Source organism: Vreelandella sp. 2A-K22 (genome assembly GCF_054065485.1).
Genome location: NZ_JBSUGC010000010.1, coordinates 204,865 through 222,922, shown reverse-complemented (window position 1 = coordinate 222,922; position 18,058 = coordinate 204,865). Strand labels below are relative to the sequence as shown.

17 protein-coding genes are annotated in these 18,058 nt (G+C 55.8%); 7 read left to right on the top strand and 10 right to left on the bottom strand.

All coding sequences use genetic code 11. The features are described 5' to 3' along the window. Positions 1-51: 51 nt before the first annotated feature. The 4 genes from ACW17M_RS15210 to ACW17M_RS15195 all read right to left on the bottom strand — a co-directional run bounded on the left by ACW17M_RS15210 (position 52) and on the right by ACW17M_RS15195 (position 4,202). The gene (locus tag ACW17M_RS15210; protein ID WP_457547732.1) at positions 52-1,356 is read right to left on the bottom strand and encodes a TRAP transporter large permease; all 1,305 of its coding nucleotides are present in this window, start codon (positions 1,354-1,356) and stop codon (positions 52-54) included. Between the two features lie 110 nt (positions 1,357-1,466). After that, entirely contained in the window at positions 1,467-2,030 is a 564-nt protein-coding gene (locus ACW17M_RS15205; protein ID WP_027957165.1) for a TRAP transporter small permease, read from the bottom strand. Positions 2,031-2,198: 168 nt separating this feature from the next. Then, positions 2,199-3,182, bottom strand: coding sequence for a TRAP transporter substrate-binding protein (locus tag ACW17M_RS15200; RefSeq protein WP_027957166.1), 984 nt, complete (start codon positions 3,180-3,182; stop codon positions 2,199-2,201). Between the two features lie 36 nt (positions 3,183-3,218). Beyond that, the gene (locus ACW17M_RS15195; protein WP_009286012.1) at positions 3,219-4,202 is read right to left on the bottom strand and encodes a LysR family transcriptional regulator; all 984 of its coding nucleotides are present in this window, start codon (positions 4,200-4,202) and stop codon (positions 3,219-3,221) included. 392 nt (positions 4,203-4,594) lie between these two features. Between ACW17M_RS15195 and ACW17M_RS15190 the strand changes: the two genes are divergently transcribed. The 3 genes from ACW17M_RS15190 to ACW17M_RS15180 are packed head-to-tail and all read left to right on the top strand — an operon-like array spanning position 4,595 to position 6,992. Beyond that, complete coding sequence (locus ACW17M_RS15190; RefSeq protein ID WP_027957167.1) at positions 4,595-5,347, top strand: 5-oxoprolinase subunit PxpA; 753 nt, start codon at positions 4,595-4,597, stop codon at positions 5,345-5,347. 5 nt (positions 5,348-5,352) lie between these two features. Beyond that, positions 5,353-6,060: a 5-oxoprolinase subunit PxpB gene (gene pxpB, locus ACW17M_RS15185; RefSeq protein WP_425348462.1), complete on the top strand. Its 708-nt coding sequence runs from the start codon at positions 5,353-5,355 to the stop codon at positions 6,058-6,060. Continuing rightward, the gene (locus tag ACW17M_RS15180; RefSeq protein ID WP_009286015.1) at positions 6,057-6,992 is read left to right on the top strand and encodes a 5-oxoprolinase subunit C family protein; all 936 of its coding nucleotides are present in this window, start codon (positions 6,057-6,059) and stop codon (positions 6,990-6,992) included. The genes pxpB and ACW17M_RS15180 overlap by 4 nt, the downstream gene beginning before the upstream one ends. A 54-nt stretch (positions 6,993-7,046) precedes the next feature. Here ACW17M_RS15180 and ACW17M_RS15175 read toward each other — a convergent pair whose 3' ends face one another. From ACW17M_RS15175 to ACW17M_RS15155, 5 genes are all read right to left on the bottom strand, one after another. Beyond that, positions 7,047-8,078 carry a M29 family metallopeptidase gene (locus ACW17M_RS15175; protein WP_027957169.1) on the bottom strand — a complete coding sequence of 344 codons (1,032 nt, stop codon included), beginning with the start codon at positions 8,076-8,078 and terminating at the stop codon, positions 7,047-7,049. A gap of 129 nt (positions 8,079-8,207) precedes the next feature. Further along, a complete protein-coding gene (locus tag ACW17M_RS15170; RefSeq protein ID WP_457547731.1) occupies positions 8,208-9,716 on the bottom strand; it encodes a sodium:solute symporter family protein in 1,509 nt (502 codons plus the stop codon). Next, positions 9,709-9,897 carry a hypothetical protein gene (locus tag ACW17M_RS15165; protein WP_022521540.1) on the bottom strand — a complete coding sequence of 63 codons (189 nt, stop codon included), beginning with the start codon at positions 9,895-9,897 and terminating at the stop codon, positions 9,709-9,711. Before ACW17M_RS15165 ends, ACW17M_RS15170 begins: the two co-directional genes overlap by 8 nt. A 21-nt stretch (positions 9,898-9,918) precedes the next feature. After that, the gene (locus tag ACW17M_RS15160; RefSeq protein ID WP_457547730.1) at positions 9,919-12,930 is read right to left on the bottom strand and encodes a c-type cytochrome; all 3,012 of its coding nucleotides are present in this window, start codon (positions 12,928-12,930) and stop codon (positions 9,919-9,921) included. Then, positions 12,923-13,411, bottom strand: coding sequence for a (2Fe-2S)-binding protein (locus ACW17M_RS15155; RefSeq protein ID WP_457547729.1), 489 nt, complete (start codon positions 13,409-13,411; stop codon positions 12,923-12,925). Before ACW17M_RS15155 ends, ACW17M_RS15160 begins: the two co-directional genes overlap by 8 nt. 463 nt (positions 13,412-13,874) lie before the next feature. Here ACW17M_RS15155 and ACW17M_RS15150 point away from each other — a divergent pair, with 463 nt between their 5' ends. Genes ACW17M_RS15150 through ACW17M_RS15135 form a run of 4 tightly spaced genes read left to right on the top strand, consistent with a single transcriptional unit; the run spans position 13,875 to position 17,358 of the window. Then, entirely contained in the window at positions 13,875-15,035 is a 1,161-nt protein-coding gene (locus tag ACW17M_RS15150; RefSeq protein ID WP_457547728.1) for an FAD-dependent monooxygenase, read from the top strand. Continuing rightward, the gene (locus ACW17M_RS15145) at positions 15,032-15,850 is read left to right on the top strand and encodes an alpha/beta fold hydrolase (RefSeq protein WP_457547727.1); all 819 of its coding nucleotides are present in this window, start codon (positions 15,032-15,034) and stop codon (positions 15,848-15,850) included. Before ACW17M_RS15150 ends, ACW17M_RS15145 begins: the two co-directional genes overlap by 4 nt. Positions 15,851-15,892: 42 nt before the next feature. Then, entirely contained in the window at positions 15,893-16,642 is a 750-nt protein-coding gene (locus ACW17M_RS15140) for a maleate cis-trans isomerase family protein (protein WP_445533562.1), read from the top strand. A gap of 50 nt (positions 16,643-16,692) precedes the next feature. Continuing rightward, positions 16,693-17,358, top strand: a complete 666-nt coding sequence (locus ACW17M_RS15135; RefSeq protein WP_457547726.1) for an N-carbamoylsarcosine amidohydrolase — start codon at positions 16,693-16,695, stop codon at positions 17,356-17,358. Between the two features lie 44 nt (positions 17,359-17,402). Here the strand turns inward: ACW17M_RS15135 and ACW17M_RS15130 are convergent, their stop codons facing one another. Continuing rightward, the gene (locus tag ACW17M_RS15130; protein ID WP_457547725.1) at positions 17,403-17,882 is read right to left on the bottom strand and encodes a MarR family winged helix-turn-helix transcriptional regulator; all 480 of its coding nucleotides are present in this window, start codon (positions 17,880-17,882) and stop codon (positions 17,403-17,405) included. Positions 17,883-18,058 lie beyond the last annotated feature (176 nt).

The following is an 18,058-nucleotide window of genomic DNA, read 5'->3' as shown; positions in this document are numbered from 1 at the left end:
CCAGGGCGTTTTCTCTACTTCATGCTTAACCGTCTTTCTTTTATAAGCACCTCACCGAGTCATTGCCTCAGGTAGATAGAGAGCGATACCCGGAAAGATGTGCATTAAGGCAATCGCCAACAGCATGAGAAGAAAGAACGGCAGCGTGGCTTTGGTAATGGTCAGAATATCTTTACCGGTTAGCCCCTGAATCACGAACAGGTTGAAGCCCACCGGTGGGGTAATCTGGGACATCTCGACCACCACGACCAGATAAATACCGAACCAGATCAGGTCGAACCCAGCGGCGCTCACCAGCGGCATGATAATCGCGGTGACTAGCAGGATCAGCGAGATACCGTCGAGAAAACAGCCCATCACCAGCAGCAGCAAGGTAAGCGCAATCAGCAGCATGGTAGGTGAAAGCCCCATCTCACCAATCGCCTGCGCCAGCTTCATGGGCACCTGGGTAAAGCCCATGGCCGAGGTTAAAAACGACGCACCGGCAATAATAAAAGCGATCATGCAGGCGGTACACACGGCGGCAAACAGCGAGCTTTTAAAAATGTCGCGATCAAAGTGACCGTTAAAGCGCGCAATCACGATTGACAATACCACACCGACTGCCGCGGCCTCAGTAGGCGACGCTAACCCGCCATAGATCGAAAAGATAATCCCGCCGATCAACAGCAGAATAGGTACCAGCGACCAGGTATTGCGCAGCTTTTCAGCAAAGCTCATACCGGATTCATCTTCGCCGGTAAGCCCTTCACGGTTGCCCTTGAGCAACGCCCACAAAATGAGGTAGCTCATAAACATGGCCAGGATCATCAGTCCCGGGCCAATACCGGCCATAAACAGCCTGGAGATCGACTGTTCGGTGACCACACCGTAAACGATGAGCACAATGGAGGGTGGAATCAAAAGTCCCAAAGTGGAGGCGCTGGCCAAGGTGCCAATCGCCATATTGCTGTCGTAACCCCGCCGCTCGAGCTCTGGCAGGGTCATTTTACCCACCGTGGCACAGGTGGCCGCCGAAGAGCCGCACACCGCCGCAAACATGCCGCTACCAATAATATTGGTATGCAGTAAACGTCCCGGCAGGCGGTTCAGCCAGGGCGACAGGCCACGAAACATATTGTCCGCAAGCCCAGAGCGAAACAGAATTTCCCCCATCCAGATAAACATCGGTAGCGCGGTGAGATCCCAACCGTAGCTGGCGCCCCAAAAATCGGAGGCTAAAATAGCGCCCGGCGAGAAAGAGCTGAAGAACTCTAGCGCTATCCAGGCAGTGCCGATTAGCGCAAAGGCGATCCACACCCCGCTCCCTAGCAGAACCACGAGGGTGAAAATGGTGGCGAGACTTAGTAGCAGCACAAGGATCTCTCCAATTTAAACGGCAGAAGCAGTGTTAACAGTGGTCCCGTTAACCGCTGCGTACTCAACACAGACGACGTACTCAACCAAGACATAGCTATCGTCACCATTTAGTGGCCCTCGCTTTCATCTGGGGCAGTCGCTTCACGAAAACTCGCAGGATCGCGAATGGCAATCCGTAGCGCCATAAACAGGGCTTCAGCCAGCGCCAAACAGAGCAGCCCTACGCTGGTCGCGAGCACAAGCTGGGGGATCCAGAGCGGAATCGACACAAAGCCTGAAGAGACATCGTTGTATTGCACGCTCTCCCTCGCCAACCCAATGAGGCCGTAACTGAGCATTAAGCTGATCGCCAGGGCGATGATGAGGCAAAACACTTCAAACCACACACGAATTGCCGGTGGTAGCCGGGTAATCAACAGCGTCACACGAATATGGGCGTGATGCACAAAGGTGTATGCCAACCCCAGAAAGGTCGCCCCCACCAATAGATAAGAAGCGATTTCCGAAACGCCGGTAATACTGATGCCCAGGCGGCTCAGCCCCACGAGCACCAGCAGGGCGTCTACCAGGCGGAAGGTCACCTGAAGCGCTATCAGCGTGCAAATGGCAACCATGCAGGCCGCCGCACCCCAAGCACCCAGGCGATAGAGCTTGTCGAATTTAAACGTCATGTTCGCAGCCTCACGAAGCACGCGGGAAAACGTACTTATAAAACGTACTTAGGAAAAGCGCGTAGCAAAAGCAGGGGCAGCGCCAAAATCACCGCCCCTGCGGAAACCATCACGATAGAGCCTAGTTAAAAAGTATTTAGCTTAAACCGTGTTTAGGCTAAATAGCGCTTAGCTGTCGCGCTGCTCGCGATAGGATTCCAGTGCCTGTTTGGCTTCGTCGTCAGCACGCGACTGCCAATCTTCAAACAGTTTGTCACCGGCTGCCTGGAGTGCCTCTGAAACAGCTTCGTTAGGCTCTGAAACAGAGATACCGTTCTCTTGCAGAGCTTCTAAGCTCGCCTGATTATCTTCGCGGCTCATCTCCCAACCACGTTTTTCAGCCTCAGCGGCGGCTTCCATCAGAGCGTCCTGAGTCGCTTCATCCAGGCCATCAAAACTACGTTGGCTAATGAAGACGATATTTTTTGGCAGCCATAGGTTAGCGTCGGTGTAATCAGTCACGTAATCCCACGCCGCCATGGAGTTACCGGTAGAGCTTGAGGTGATCATGGCATCCACCCGGCCAGTGCTAAACGCAGTGGGTATATCAGACTCTTCGGTCTCGGTGGGGCTACCGCCAAGGTTATCGACAAAGCGCTGGGTATTGATGTTAGGTGCACGAACGCGCAAGCCTTCAAACTGCTCAGGGTCAGTAAGAGGTTCAGAGGTATAGATACCTTGCGCAGGCCAAGCGACGGCGTAGAGCGGAATCAACCCTTCATAGGCAAACAGCTCGGTGATCATCGGCTTGGTGGCTTCCCACAGCGCGTAGGCGTCGTCATAGCTGCCGGCCACACCAGGCAGTGTATCCACTTCGAAAATGGGATCATCGTTGGAAAGAACGGAGAGGAATACTTCACCCGCATCAATCGTGCCACGGCGAACCGACGGCTTGATTTCACCATGCGATACCAACGAGCCGCCGCTATGTACGGTAATGGTTAACTCGCCATCGGTAGCTTCGGCCACGTCCTCAGCGAACTGCTTGTTGTTTTGGGTATGAAAGCTGGCATCACCGTAAGGCGTGGCCATGGTCCATTCCGCGGCATGAGCCGTCACCGTTAAACCGCAGGCGGTCGCCAGGAGCAATGAAGTCGTTATTGTCTTGCGCATCATAAGAACCCTCTTATTTCTATTAATAGTATGGTGCTAATAGTGTGTTGCTTCGGTGGTACCAGAGGAGGCACTGGCAGTAACCCAGCGCCCGGAGAAAAGTGTTGTTGTCATATCGGCACGGCGCGCCTGAGCATAGCTGCAGGCACACTGCTGAGCCAATCGGGCAACGCCACGACAAAAGCGCGGGTGGTTAGCGTTGCGCCATATCACATCATAGTGCATGGCCGGTAACGGCACCGGTAGCGAGAGACGGTAGAGCTCCCCTCGCTGCCACTCATCCAGCACAGTGGCGACAGGCAGCGCGCCAATCCCCAACCCTTCGGTGGTCATTCGTACAATGGTCATTAGTGTGCTGACGCTATGGATACGAGGATTAGCGATTCCCTGCTCTGCCAAATAACTCACTAACTCTGCATAGGGACGAGCCTGCTTACCAAATGAAATAAACGGCAACTGCTTGCCCCAAGTGTCGGCACTTTCGCCCAGTTGCTTGACGTGCCGCGGAGAGACAAACATGCCCATTTCATAAGGGCTCAAGGACTCGTACTCGATCTGCTTTTGCGGTGAATAGCCATTCATCGCCAATACAATATCCAGTTCGTTGCCCAGTAGCCGCTCATTGAGCACCGGCGAGTAATCGACCGTCAGTTCAATGGTCAAACGCGGATACCGCTCGGTTAAACGGCGCATAAATTCGGGAAACCAGCTATGGGCGATGGTTTCAATCGTGCCGAGCCGCAATGGTGCAGAAAACGCCTCTTCGTCATCGAAAAGCTTCATCGCTTCATCACGCTGGTGCAGCATCCGCTCAGCGTGCACAAAGAACTCGCGGCCCCGCATAGTAGGCTGAATAGGCCTGGCGGCACGCTCCAGCAGCAACTCTCCTACCGTGGTTTCCAAGCGTGAAATACGCTCAGAAACAGAGGGCTGAGTAAGGTGCAGGCGGGTCGCCGCCTTACGGAAGGAGCCGAGCCTCACTGCCCATACGAACGCCTCAAGTTCTTTAAAATCGAGCATAGTGACTCGCCTACAAATATGACTTACTGGAGTAAAAACACTGCTGTGCTGATACGCAAAGAGACCGGCGGAGTGCTACGGCTCATGACGACCTGATAGCTACGCAACTTGACCACCACTACGCAACTTCAAGACCACTATGCAACTTTAAGGCCACTCCCAGCAGCGCTATCTCACCAACGTTATTATCACGCCCCGCTCCTAATGTGATAAGCGTATCGTGCCCAAGCGTCAACCCTTTTTCCAATAAATAACAATATGATAGAAGCACCCGATAGTTAGTATCGTCAAAAACGATTGGCACTGGGCAAGCCATGTTCATATATTGGTGGTGGACTACAATTCAGCGCTAACCAATCAAGCGCACCCACTGCATCGACATAGGAGTCGCTATGGCCATCCCCCTGCTTAATTGCGATATGGGCGAAAGTTTCGGCAACTGGCACCTCGGCCTGGATGCCGATGCGATGCCTTTCGTCGACTGCGCCAACATCGCCTGCGGCTTCCATGCCTCCGACCCCCATGTCATGCGCCGCACCGTCAAACTAGCGGTTCAAAATGGCGTCCGCATTGGCGCGCACCCGGGTTATCCGGATTTGATGGGCTTTGGTCGCCGCTCAATGGCCTGCTCGCCGGAAGAAGCGGAAGATATGGTGCTCTACCAAGTGGGGGCTTTGGCGGGCATCTGCCAAGCGGAAGGCACCCAACTGAGCTACATCAAACCTCATGGTGCGCTGTACAACGATATGGCCGCCAACTCGGCGCTGCTCGAAGGCGTCATGCGCGCAGTACGTGCTTATGATGCCAGCCTGCCGTTAATGATTATGTCCACCGCCGACCCCGAACCACATCGCGAGCTGGCCGCCCAAATAGGCATTACCCTCTGGTTCGAGACCTTTGCCGACCGCGCTTATGATGGCAACGGCCACTTGGCCTCACGTCGCCTGCCTAACGCTGTGCACCACGACCAAAACACTATCGTCAATCAAGCGGTAATGCTGGCCAAAGGCGAGCCGCTCACCGCGCTTGATGGAACACCGCTGCACCTAGCCTGCGATACGCTCTGCGTTCACGGCGATAACCCCGAGTCAGTGGCCGCCGTGCGCGCTATTCGCGAGGCCTTTCAGGCGCTGGAGCAGGCGTGAAACCCATTAGTGAAAGAAGAGTTGAAACTGCCGCGATGGACGCCCTGATGGTGCGATTGTTCGACACCATCGATGAGGCCAATATGGCCTGGGTCATCGCTGCCGACCAAAAGTTGCGTAGCACCTTTGGTTCAGCGTTAATTGATCTAGTGCCCTCTTACACCACGCTGTTGCTGCATTACGACTGCCAGCAGTTAACCCATAGCGAGGCGATTCAACTTATTCACAAGGCGCTTTCTGGTCTTACCCCTGTGGATACTCAAGCCGGTGAGCTGCACGATATCCCGGTGTGGTACAACGAAAGCGTGGGCCCCGAGTTACCCATGGTCGCCAAACGCGCAGGCTTAAGCATTGATGACTTGATAGCGCAGCACTGCAACCACGACTACTGCGTGTTCGCGCTGGGGTTTGCCCCCGGCTACGGTTTTATGGGTTTGGTAGACGAATCTCTCGCTACGCCGCGCTTGAAAACGCCGCGCCGTAAAGTCGCAGCAGGTAGCGTGGGGATTGCCGATCGTCAAACCGCGATCTACCCACTGCTCTCGCCGGGCGGCTGGAATATTCTAGGGCGCACCAACGTGCCGCTATTCGAGCATGCCAAACGTGGCGATCCACTGTTTCGCCCCGGCGACAAGGTGCGCTTTAGAGCGATCTCCCGGGAAGAGTTTGAAGCAGATGGTGGCGATACCACGCCCATGGAGGAGCGCCCATGAATGAAGCACACAAGGGGCTGGTGGTTAAGCAAGCGGGACCACTAACGCTGATTCAAGATGCCGGACGATTTGGCGTCGGCCACTTAGGCGTTACTCAGGGCGGCGCTGCCGACTGGATCTCTTTTCGCTGGGCTAACTGGCTGCTGGGCAACGCTTTAAACAGCGCTGCGCTGGAAATCGTCATGGGCGGCGGCTTGAGCTTTGAAACCGAACGCGAAGTGCGTCTGGCGTTGACCGGCGCCGATCTAGACGCCCAGTTGGATGGCAAACCGCTTGCACCCAATACCAGTTTCAAGCTACTGCCGGGCCAGCGCCTGGTATTTCGCCAACCGCGCCAGGGTTTGCGCGCCTATCTCGCCTTTCCCGGCGGGCTAAATGCGCCAGAAGTGCTGGGCAGCCGCGCCTGCACTGCCCGCGAGCAATTGGGGGGCTTACATGAAGATGGCAAACCGATAAACGTGGGCGACCGGTTAACCTGGAAAGGCACCGCTCCGGCAGTGCGGCGCATTCCTGAAAGCCAGGGCCCGCGCATGCCTGCGTCTGGCTGCCGCTTACCCATCGTGCTCGGCTCGCAAATCGCCTCCTTCAGTGGCCATGCACTTTTCCAGGCGTTCAACCAACCCTGGACAGTGGATAATCGCGCCGACCGGATGGGCGTACGCCTCACCGGCCCAGCCCTACACGGCTCACTCAAGGGCATTATTTCCGAAGGCATTCCGCTGGGAGCAGTTCAAGTACCGCCGGACGGCCAGCCTATCGTGCTGATGAACGACCGCCAAACCATTGGCGGCTACCCGCGCCTAGGCGCTCTCACCCCCATCGCCTGCGCTACGCTGGCCCAGTGTTTGCCCGGCACCCAGGTTTGGCTAACGCCCGTTAGCGCCAGCCAGGCGCAAGATGATTACCGACATCAGCTAACGGTTTGGCGCTAAATTAAAAAAAGCCCCGAACCAGGGGCTTTATCAGTATCTCTTGTCTCAAGCGCGTTAGTTTCTAGCCATCTGCAGCTCTTTAACGACGATATCGCCATCAATGACGATGGGCTCATCGTCCAGGAAGAGCGAGCAGTTGCGCATGGGAATATCCAAATGGCAGGCGGTATCGTTAGACCCGCCCAGCTCACTGTTCGGGCCGGTGGAGAACATGACGTTGCCATAGAAGCTGCGCGGTTCCATCCCCATGCCGCCTGGGAACTCCCCTGGCACCATGCGGTGCCATTTGGCGTTCGGGTTCATGCCCCAGCCCACGTGGCTCATGCCCATGCCGCGCGGGTCGTTAAAGCTATCCATATAGGATTTCACTAGCTCCGCATCCAGCCCACCGCGTATGTCGGTAATCCAGCCCTTTTCAATGGTGTAGGTAATGGGCTCTCTGACATACATGTTCTGGGGGAGCAGAATATCGCCCGGCGCCACCACGATGGTGCCATCAACGCCATCGTCATCACCGCCAGTAAAGACAAAGCCAGAGGGCCAGTGATCCCAACGCCCCGGTTCGTCGGTACAGGCATACTCAGCAACCGTCTCATAAGTATTCAGTTGGTAGGTGACATCCGTGCCGTAGGGCGAGGTGATGCGCATCACTTTGGCTTTTTCCAGCAGCGCGGCGGCCAGTTCGACCTTTTCCCTTAGCTCCTTGGTGGGCAACATTCTGGCCAGCAGTTCTGGCGGTTCAACCGCCGTCAATATACGCGTACCCGCGGCTTGGATCGCCATTTGCTCGGGAGAGAACAGCAGGAAAATACAATCGATCAACATGTCGCAGTTTTTAAGCGCTTCCACCGCATCGGGCATGCTTGCAAGCCCCGTTGCTCCCACGGCCCAGCCACCAGTAGGTAACGGCGCGGGTAACCGCATGTGGTACATATTGGCGCCTAAACGCTGCCCCGCCGCCATAAAGGCATCCGCATAATCAAGGCGTTCGCTGCCCTGGGTCAGTACGACGAGTTTTTCGCCTTCATGTACGCCGGACATTTTTAGCTGATGGAGGCAAATTTCGGCAAAGCTTGCGTGATCCATAAAGTCTCCTAACTCCCCAGGCGAAAGCACAGCTGTAACGTACCGGGAAGTGTTAGCTGAGAGCGCTCGTGCTCGCCTTTGGGCACACCAAGCGCTCTATGGTGTTATCGGGTCAAAGCTGAACGTCAATTAGGCAGCCGCCTCTTTCGTCGCTTGATCGGTGGTAGTACGGCGCTTTTTACCCAGCTCTTCCTCGATGGCGGTAAAGAAGGCGTCCGAAGAGGCTTGATGAGGCTTGGTCATAAGGCTAACGCCAACAAACAGCACACTAGCGACCACAATGCCCCATACACCGGCGGGCAGGCCCAGCAGTGAATTACCAGTGGCATACATCAGCAGTACAAAGGCGCTGGTACCCACCACGCTTACCAGTGCACCGACGCCAGTACCGCGCTTCCAATAGAAGGCACCGATAAGGGCGGGCACCATGGCAACCAGCCCCGAAGAGGCCGCCACCGACAGCACCGCAATAAGGTCAAGCTGCAGCTCGGCAAAGGCCAGCGCCATCAGTGCAATCACCGGCACCACGAACTTGCCCACCAGCAGTTGGCGCTTTTCACTGACGTTCGGTTTAACGTTCGCATAGACGTCGCGGGAAACCATGGACGCCAGGGTCAGCATGATCGAATCGATAGTAGAGACCGCGGCCGCCATGATGCCGATCATCACGATCACCCCTAATACTGGCGGAACAAACTCCGAGGCCAACAGCGTGGGCGTGGCTAAATCTGCACTTGCAAGACTTGGGAAAGCGGCTAAGGCAGAGAAACCCCAAAGCACAGAGACCATGGTGTAGATAAAACCAAACACCAGGAAGCCAATCAGCATGTGGCGCATGGAGCGCAGCGAAGAGGGCATAAACAGGCGTTGACTGACCTGTGGGTTGGAGATACTAAAGAAGAACCAGGGAATGGTGAGCCCCAGGAAAGTGACAAAGCTGAACAGGCCAGGGCCGGGCACCGTGAGCGACTGCGGATGTTCCGTTGCCAGCGTATCGAATAGTGCGCCGAAACCACCCAAGCCCTGGATCACCAGGAAGGCCACCAGGGTTGAGGCAACAATCATCATGATGGCCTGGAGCGAGTCGGTCCACATCACCGAACGAATCCCTGCAATATAGGAGAAGAAGATGGCGATCACCGTGGCCAGCACCACCCCGGTAGTAAAGGTAATCGCGCCATCAGTAATCCCCTGCAACAGGTAACCGACACCCGCGAGCTGAACGGCCGAGTAGGGAATCAGGAAGATACAACTGGCAATCGAGACAGCCATGGCCACATGTTTGCTGTTGTAGCGGTGGCCCAACATCTCGCTGGGCGTCACATAGCCAAACTTCTTGCCGACTGCCCAGAATTTGGGACCGAAAACAGCCACCAGAGAGACACCGGCGAAATAGATGATTTCAAAACCGAGCGCTCCCACACCGCCGGCATAGGTAAGACCTGCCAAGCCCACCATCATAAATGCGCTATACGTCGTGGCACTGTAACTCAGCGCCGAGACAAAGCCGTTCATTTGTCGGTTACCCAGGAAGTATCCCGACATACTTTCGGAAGGACCTTGGCGAGACATAATCGCAATGCCAATAGCGATCAATAAGTAGATGGCAATGGACCACCAGATGAGTGACTCAGTCATTGCTGTGCTCCTCAAAATCTTTAGTGATAAACACATTCAGCGCAATGATGGCCAACCCTGCCAACATCCAGAACAGGAAGCTGCCGTACCAGAGCGCGACACCGCTCAATAGGGTGTAAGGCACTAAATAGCTCAGTAAGACGACGGCCCATACTAGCCATATCCATTTACTGCGTTTCATAATCCACCTCGTTTTATTACGTCAGGGAGAAGAGTGAGTGTTGTTGTGGTGAGGCTGGCGTATATCTGCGATACGTTGTTTTACTTTTTGCCAAGGCGCTTTCTCTGGAGCAAAACGCGCTCGGAGATAGGTCGTCAAATCAGCGACCTGGGTATTACTAAAGCTGTCGGCAAAGCCTGGCATGCTACCAATACCGGGAACGTGTTCGGCGTGGACACCCCCCAAAATTGACTGAATAACGTTATCGGGATGATCGCTGTGTAAATTGGTATTCAGCGCCAGATTAGTTCCCGCCTTCGAAAAGGTAGGAACGCCAGAATCGACATGGCACGCCGCACAGGCGCCCTCGAAGAGCCGCTCCCCAGCCTCCATTTCTGTTGAGCTAACGGCTGCACTGGTCACGCGCTGCGTAGCTTCCGCCACAGCCGCATCGCTATTACCTGTGGGCGCCTGCATCTGGGCGGCCACATAGTGGGCAATGGCCCGCACATCGTATTCAGGCAGCTCAGCCAGCCCCGCTACCACCGGGGCCATAGGGCCAGAGGCAACGCCGTGAAGCTCAGATTCACCGTGGCGCAGATAGTCGTAAAGCGATGTTTCACTCCACGGGACGGGCGCACGCGACAGCGTATTCAGCGGTGGTGCTTCCCAACCATCTACAAAGGCACCGGCAAAGTAGGCCTCGCCGCTTTTCTCAGCCCCCATGGCATTGCGTGGGCTATGACAGGCGCTGCAGTGGCCTAGCCCTTCGGCTAGATAGGCCCCCCGATTATATAATTCACTTTGCATGGGGTCTGGCTGGAACGGAGTGGGATCGTGATAAAGCACGTTCCAGCCCGCCATTAAGGCGCGCACACTGAAGGGGAAAGAGAGTTCATTCGATGACTTTTCAGCGGCGACGGCTGGCTGAGCCATTAAGTAGGCGTAAAGCGCCTGTAAATCGGCATCACTGGTCTTGGCAAACGCCGTATAAGGGAACGCGGGATAAAGGTGGCTGCCATCGCGGCTAATGCCGTGGCGCATGGCGCGCTCAAAGGCTGCGTAAGACCACTGACCAATCCCCGTCGCCTCATCCGGCGTAATGTTCGTGCTGTAGAGCGTCCCGAAAGGTGTCTCAAACCCACGCCCACCTGCATTGGTCACGCCACCTTCGGTGGTATGACACGCCGCGCAGTCACCTGCAGCCGCAACGAGTCGCCCGCGCTCAATGGTCTCGGCAGAATAAAGGTTGGTGGCTGGCCGTGAGACAGGTGCAATGGCTCCTTTCCACGGCCAAGCCATGGCCGCAGTGCCCGCAATGGTGGTGAACGCTGCAGCGGCTAACCAGCGCCGTTTCGTTGACCGCGGCGGTTTCAATTTAGATGGGCGCCCTGCCTCCTCGGTGGACGAAGCTTCGAGTGCCTGGCGCACGCGCTTGGCGGTAAACGGTGGTTGGCGAAAACGCAGGCCGGTGGCATCAAAAAGCGCATTGGCTATTACCGCAACACCCGGCGATAGCTCCGCCCCGGTTAATACGTCTTCACCGACGGTTTGATTAACACCTCCCCCAACAGGGCTTGGCGAAGAAGCGGTGGTTGGTAATCCTGCTGAATATTCACTTTTAGTCAGCGCACGACTGCCGTCACCCCACTCGTCGAAACTGGGCGCTTGCCCCAAAAGGGGGCGCGCCTCGCCCAAAACCCGGGCCTGTAGCGTTTGCTGAAGGCGATCAGTATCCACATCAGAGCCGACGTCCTGACCAACGACCAAACGGGTAAGCTGAACATCGCCGGTAACGCGATTGACCTCCACATCGGCAATCCAGGCAGAGCGCACTCCCGATTCCACGCGTTGTTCGCGGTCAGGTAGTTGGGAGTAGGCAAAACCCCGCCCGCGCAATAGATCCTGGGGTAAAGAGTCCGCTGATGGATTGAACGCCCTTTGCCACTCGGCCCGTTTAGCAACGGACTCAATCAGCTCAATACCACGCGCATCGTCAAGATGTCGAAGTCGCAGCGCGACAGGGTCTTGGTCACTCTCGCGGGCAACCTCATCTAAAAAAGATTCCCGAGCGAACGTCTGCTGTATACCCATCAAGGTGGAATTGGTGGAGAGCGAGTCTGGCTGGGAGCGTGCGGCAAGGTATTGGTCGCGAAATACATAGGGCGAGAACGGCGTTGTGTCTTGCTCGCCGGCGGAGGCCTCAGCGCTAGACGTTGTTATCGCGGCCCTACCACTTAACAACAACCCTACGGCAGCCACCTCACCAGTGAGATTGGCCTGCTGATAGTGATAACGGGCTATCTCACCACTACTGGCAATATCCGCGTTTAGGCTAATTCGCTGCGCTTGGCCCAATGCCTGAACATCCTTGGCGTAGCGGGCATCGAGCCAAACGGCTACCGGGCCGCCCACAGCCCGCGACATCAACGCCGCATCCACGGCGGCATCGTCACCGCAATGGCGACCCAGCCCTGAGGCCTGATTTGATGCGTGTTTACCATCGGCGCTATAAAGCTCAATCTGGCTAATATTCAGCGCGGTTAACCGGCTTAGATCCTGTTTAAGCGCCGCTGGGGTGACGGTTTTCCCCCACACACTCAATTGTTGGTCGCAACAATCGGCAATTACCCAGCTGGGGTGACTGCCCCAGCGCATGCGACTCGGCCAGCCATACCCGTGGTTCGAATGCATGTACGACTGGCTAGGCATAACAAGAGGCGATTCAGAGGGCGCTTGATCGCTTTCAGGCACTTGTTCGGGCGTCTGGTGAACGGCCTGCCACTCAACCTTCAGTTGTTTAGCGGCATCGGTCGCCAAGGCCAAACTATCGGCAACCACCCCCACAAAATTCCCTTCCACCACGACTTCAATAGATCCAGATAGTGAGGCAATGCTGCTGCTATCGACGCCAACTAAGCGATCGCTCTCAAAACGCTCACCATTCCACCGGTAGTAAGGTGGACGCACGACGACACCAAAACGTGCCTGCGCTAGCAGCGCGGGGATGCCGGCCTGTTTTTGCTGGCCATGGAGCATCGACCCTTCACTCATGAGAAGCCTCCTGCAACGCGGCCGCGTTAATGACCACGGCACGCTCCGCTGCCTGGAGAATTTCAACATGGGTGCCACATCGGCAGAGGTTATGCTCTAAAGCGGCGCGAATCTGCTGCGCAGAGGGTTGGGTATTATGATTTAGCAGCGCACGAATAGTGATGATCATGCCGTTCAAACAGTAGCCACACTGGGCTGCCTGAGCATCGATAAAGGCTTGTTGTACAGGGTCAAGTTCACCGCCCTGGGAAAGACCATCAAGGGTGGTTACCTCATGGCCAACGGCAGCGGACACGGGCAGCACGCAGGTGCGTGCGGCCATGCCATCAATCAATACGCTGCATGCCCCGCACTCACCCAAACCACAGCCATACTTGGGCCCATTGAGCGCCAGGTCGTTACGCAACACATTGAGCAATGGTGTCTGCGGCGGCACGGCCAGCTCATGTTCTTGCCCATTGATAGTTAGCTTTAGCGTCATAGGGGATCATCATCGTTATTGTTAAGCCCGCCCTCTTGCTCTGGATAGGGCTTGGATATGACTTAGATGTTACTAATAAATACTGCCTGCCAAACACGCTTCGTAGCACCTTAAACCAGCCTATTTTCATCTACCTTTCACATGCGGCCAATCGACTTGCACCAGCTAAGTGCAGAGCTAATACCCATCGAGCATTAAAGGTGCGTACGCTATAAAAATAAGCCTAATAAACGTATAGCACTCTATGGATGCGTTTTTCAAGTTTTTGAATAAAACCAAAAAAACGACTATAAATCCATTAAATTCATATATTTATTTAAAAATTACACCCTGTTTTCGTTAAAAAATAATTTCGAAACTAATTCTTGACCAAAAAATAAATGGTGTATACGTTGTTTTATAGCATTCACGAACGCATTCAGAAACGAGTGATAGGCGAATAAAACAGCGAGGAAACCAGGATATGAACAATAAACCCACCATAGCCGTTATTGGCGCGGGCCTTGGCGGCGCCGCTGCAGGCGCGCTACTGCAGAAAGCGGGCTACCCCACCAAGGTGTACGAACAGGCACCAGCGTTTGCGCGCCTTGGGGCAGGCATTCACCTTGGCCCCAACGTGATGAAAGTGATGCGCCGCATTGGTATTGAAGAGAAGCTCAATGCCATGGGCTCACACCCCGATTACTGGTTCAGCCGCAACGGCATGACCGGCGAGTATCAGTCGCGCATCCCGCTAGGCGAGTTTGCTCGCGAAAACTATGGGGCGGCCTACATCACCGTACACCGTGGTGATCTGCACGAATTGATGGTCAGCACGCTCGACCAGGACAACCTCTATTTCGATAAGCGCCTGGTCGATGTCAACGACAGCGGCGGCAAGGTCGTCATGACCTTCGCTGACGGCTCGACGGAAGAGGCTGACCTGGTGATCGGCGCAGACGGGGTCAATTCGCGGCTGCGCGAGAAGCTGCTGGGCCCAGAGGCTCCGATCTATAGCGGCTGGGTTGCCCACCGGGCAATTATCTCTGCCGAAAAACTCAAGGCATACGACCTGGATTTCGAAGCCTGCGTGAAGTGGTGGTCGGAAGACCGACACATGATGGTGTACTTCGTGACCGGCGACGAGAAGGAGTATTACTACGTGACCGGCGTGCCTGAACCCGATTGGAACCACGGCACTTCCTTCGTCGACAGCTCACGGGAAGAGATGCGCAAAGCATTCGAGGGTTACCACCCCACCGTACAAGCGCTGATTGACTGCACTGAAACCGTCACCAAATGGCCCTTGCTGGAGCGCAACCCGCTGCCACTGTGGCATGAAAATCGACTGGTGCTGCTGGGCGATGCCTGCCACCCGATGAAGCCTCATATGGCCCAGGGCGCTGCCATGGCCATCGAGGATGCCGCCATGCTGGTACGCTGCCTGGAGGAAGTGGGCGCCGAGCACTACCAGCAGGCATTCGAACTTTACCGCACCAACCGTTTTGAACGCGCCTCTCGGGTTCAGCAGGTTTCCCACGACAATACCTGGTTACGGGAAGACGAAGACCCGGCCTGGGTATTCGCCTATGACCCCTTTGAAGTACCGCTGAAGCAACCAACCAGTCAAGGGAGCCCAGCATGAACAGCACCTATCTCTATGGCGCCAACGTGCACGCCAATGGTATTCGTCAGCACTACCTGCGCTTTGCCGACAGCGCCGAGACTTCGCGCCAGCCGCTGGTACTGATACCGGGCATTACCAGCCCGGCCATCACCTGGTGTTTTGTGGCCGAGCGGCTCGGTCAGCATTTCGACACTTATGTGCTGGATGTTCGTGGACGCGGCTTGTCGTCTACCGGGCCCGAGCTCGATTATGCCACCGACACCTGCGCCGACGATGTGATCGCCTTTATCGATGCGCTGGGTCTGAGCAATGTCATTCTGGCGGGCCACTCCATGGGTGCGCGCTTTGCGCTACGCGCCATGAGTCGCGGCGCCAAGGGAATCGACAAACTGGTACTTATCGACCCACCGGTTTCGGGGCCAGGACGCCGTGAGTACCCCAGCAAGCTGCCCTGGTACGTGGATTCGATTCGCGACTGCACACGTGGTGCCGATATCGAGACCATGCGCCACTACTGCCCCACCTGGAGCGACGAGCAGCTGCGGTTACGCGCCGAGTGGTTACACACTTGCTTTGAGCCCGCCATTATTCAGGCGTTTGAAGAGTTCCACAGCGTCGATATCCACCAGGATTTCCCCGCTATCAAAGTGCCCACGCTGCTGATGTGTGCAGGCAAGGGCGGGGTCATCCAGGATGAAGATCGCGCCGAAATACGCGCCCTTCTACCGACGGTTCGTATTTCTACCGCGGAACAAGCGGGTCACATGATTCCCTGGGATGACTTCGACGGTTTTTTTGCCGCCTTTGAAGACTTCCTGGGCAGCGAGCTCTAAGAGAGGCCAAATACCATGACCAGCAACTATATAAAGAACGAGATCAAAAGCTACCGTATCGGCCAGATCGTCCCCAGCTCCAATATCACCATGGAGACCGAAATACCCGCCATGCTTACGGCGCGGCAGTTAATCCGCCCGGAGCGCTTTACCTTCCACTCCAGCCGCATGCGCATGAAGAACGTCAGCAAGGACGAGCTGGCTGCCATGGATGCAGAGTCGGATCGCTGCGCCCTGGAGCTCTCCGATGCCGCAGTGGATGTGATGGGGTATGCCTGCCTGGTTGCCATTATGGCGATGGGGCCCGGCTACCACCGAGAGTCGCAAAAGCGTCTGCGCAGCCGCACCGAAGAGAACGGCTGCGACACGCCGGTGGTCACCAGCGCCGGTGCTCTGGTTGATGCCCTGGGTGTGATGAAAGCCAAGCGCGTGGTGGTAGTGGCCCCCTACATGAAGCCGCTGACCGAAATGGTGGTGGACTACATCCGCCAGGAAGGCATTGACGTGCTCGACTACCGAGCGCTTGAGATCCCTAATAACCTGGATGTCGCTCGCCACGACCCCGCCAATCTCCCCGAAATCGTCGCCAGTCTCGATTTAAGTAACGTGGACGCTATCGTCTTGTCAGCCTGTGTACAAATGCCGTCACTACCGGCCGTCGCCAAGGTCGAAGCCCTGACCGGCAAGCCGGTGGTTACCGCAGCTATCGCGACCACCTATGCCATGCTCAAGGCACTCGACCTGGAGCCCATCGTACCGGGCGCGGGCGCCCTCTTGTCAGGGGCTTACTAACGAGATCAGGTACTTATTGACGATATAGTGTGCTGATTAAGGAGACGACCATGTCACCACACACGACTGATAACAGCGATGGCGTTAGCGATAACACTGCCACGGACAACTACCGAGGCGTGTGGGATGGGCGCATCGGCTTTGGCAAAAGGCCCGCGCTGCTGGTGGTTGATTTTATGCAAGGCTACACCACACCAGGTTCGCCGCTATTTGCCCAGGGCGTGGTGGATGCGGTGGCCAATATGCCGCCGCTACTCAATACCGCACGGCGCACTGGCACGCCTGTTATCCACACCAACATCCTGTATCACGCCCCGGATCAAATCGATGGCGGCATTTGGGTCAAGAAGGCGCCGGTCATGCGGGCGATGGTGGCGGGCAATCCTTACGCCGAGTTCTGCCCCGAGGTGGCACCCCGTGAAGATGAGCTGGTAATGACCAAGCAGTATGCCAGCGCGTTCTTTGGAACTTCGCTTGCCTCCACACTAATCGCCATGGGTATCGATACACTCATCATTACCGGCTGCTCCACCAGTGGCTGCATTCGCGCCACCGCCGTTGATGGAGTACAGCACGGCTTTCGGGTGATGGTCGTGCGTGACTGCGTGGGTGACCGTCACCCCGCGCCCCATGAAGCTAACCTGTTTGATATCGATAGCAAATATGGCGATGTGATTGGACTGGATGAAACACTGGGATACTTAATGAAGCGTTAGGAGTATCCGAAAACGCAGGTGAAACGGACGTCTCTGTTGAGTCATCAGTCCGCGTTCATTTTTTCCAGCAGATGCATTAAAGCGACCCGCTCTGCCGGGTTGAGATTTTTCATGGTCTGATCGCTAATTTGCTTGGCACTGGGCACCATAGCCTCGACTAATGTCTCCCCGGCCTCAGTGATCACGACCATGACTTTGCGTTGATCATTGGGGTCGGTAGTTAGCGAGATCCACCCCCGCGCTTTAAGACGTTTAATGACGCCACGGATAGTGGCTGGATCAATCGCCGTAGCGTTGACGATATCGGTTAACGAGCTGGGGCCGCGCTCCATCACCGTGCACAGCGTTACAAATTGAATGGCCGTGAGCTGTTTATCGTTGCTGTAGCGCTGAAAAATAGCCGTATGCCGCTGGTAGGCTTTACGCAGTAGATGCCCTACTTGCTCAGAGAAATCATACCCTTGCTCTGAAGGCGTAGAGTGCTCGCCGGAAGACGAGTGTTTGAACGCACTATCCGTTGTCATTCCATATCCTTAATCTATTGGCGACGTCGTGTATCGAGTATGGCACTGGTTAACAAAATGATGCATCAACGTATGAAATACTCCTTGCGCTGGATCAATTCATCATGCTTTTATGGCGTACACGCTATAATTTTACCTTAGTTATCGCTCTTTCATCACCTAAAATTCATCCGCAC

What these genes read in the sequence shown, in the direction of transcription:
- ACW17M_RS15145 (WP_457547727.1), top strand. Translation starts at nt 15,032, where the DNA reads ATGAACAGCACCTATCTCTATGGCGCCAACGTGCACGCCAATGGTATT.
- ACW17M_RS15150 (WP_457547728.1), top strand. Translation starts at nt 13,875, where the DNA reads ATGAACAATAAACCCACCATAGCCGTTATTGGCGCGGGCCTTGGCGGC.
- ACW17M_RS15155 (WP_457547729.1), bottom strand. Translation starts at nt 13,411, where the DNA reads ATGACGCTAAAGCTAACTATCAATGGGCAAGAACATGAGCTGGCCGTG.
- ACW17M_RS15200 (WP_027957166.1), bottom strand. Translation starts at nt 3,182, where the DNA reads ATGCGCAAGACAATAACGACTTCATTGCTCCTGGCGACCGCCTGCGGT.
- ACW17M_RS15175 (WP_027957169.1), bottom strand. Translation starts at nt 8,078, where the DNA reads ATGGATCACGCAAGCTTTGCCGAAATTTGCCTCCATCAGCTAAAAATG.
- ACW17M_RS15195 (WP_009286012.1), bottom strand. Translation starts at nt 4,202, where the DNA reads ATGCTCGATTTTAAAGAACTTGAGGCGTTCGTATGGGCAGTGAGGCTC.
- ACW17M_RS15130 (WP_457547725.1), bottom strand. Translation starts at nt 17,882, where the DNA reads ATGACAACGGATAGTGCGTTCAAACACTCGTCTTCCGGCGAGCACTCT.
- ACW17M_RS15205 (WP_027957165.1), bottom strand. Translation starts at nt 2,030, where the DNA reads ATGACGTTTAAATTCGACAAGCTCTATCGCCTGGGTGCTTGGGGTGCG.
- ACW17M_RS15165 (WP_022521540.1), bottom strand. Translation starts at nt 9,897, where the DNA reads ATGAAACGCAGTAAATGGATATGGCTAGTATGGGCCGTCGTCTTACTG.
- ACW17M_RS15180 (WP_009286015.1), top strand. Translation starts at nt 6,057, where the DNA reads ATGAATGAAGCACACAAGGGGCTGGTGGTTAAGCAAGCGGGACCACTA.
- ACW17M_RS15190 (WP_027957167.1), top strand. Translation starts at nt 4,595, where the DNA reads ATGGCCATCCCCCTGCTTAATTGCGATATGGGCGAAAGTTTCGGCAAC.
- ACW17M_RS15170 (WP_457547731.1), bottom strand. Translation starts at nt 9,716, where the DNA reads ATGACTGAGTCACTCATCTGGTGGTCCATTGCCATCTACTTATTGATC.
- ACW17M_RS15160 (WP_457547730.1), bottom strand. Translation starts at nt 12,930, where the DNA reads ATGAGTGAAGGGTCGATGCTCCATGGCCAGCAAAAACAGGCCGGCATC.
- ACW17M_RS15135 (WP_457547726.1), top strand. Translation starts at nt 16,693, where the DNA reads ATGTCACCACACACGACTGATAACAGCGATGGCGTTAGCGATAACACT.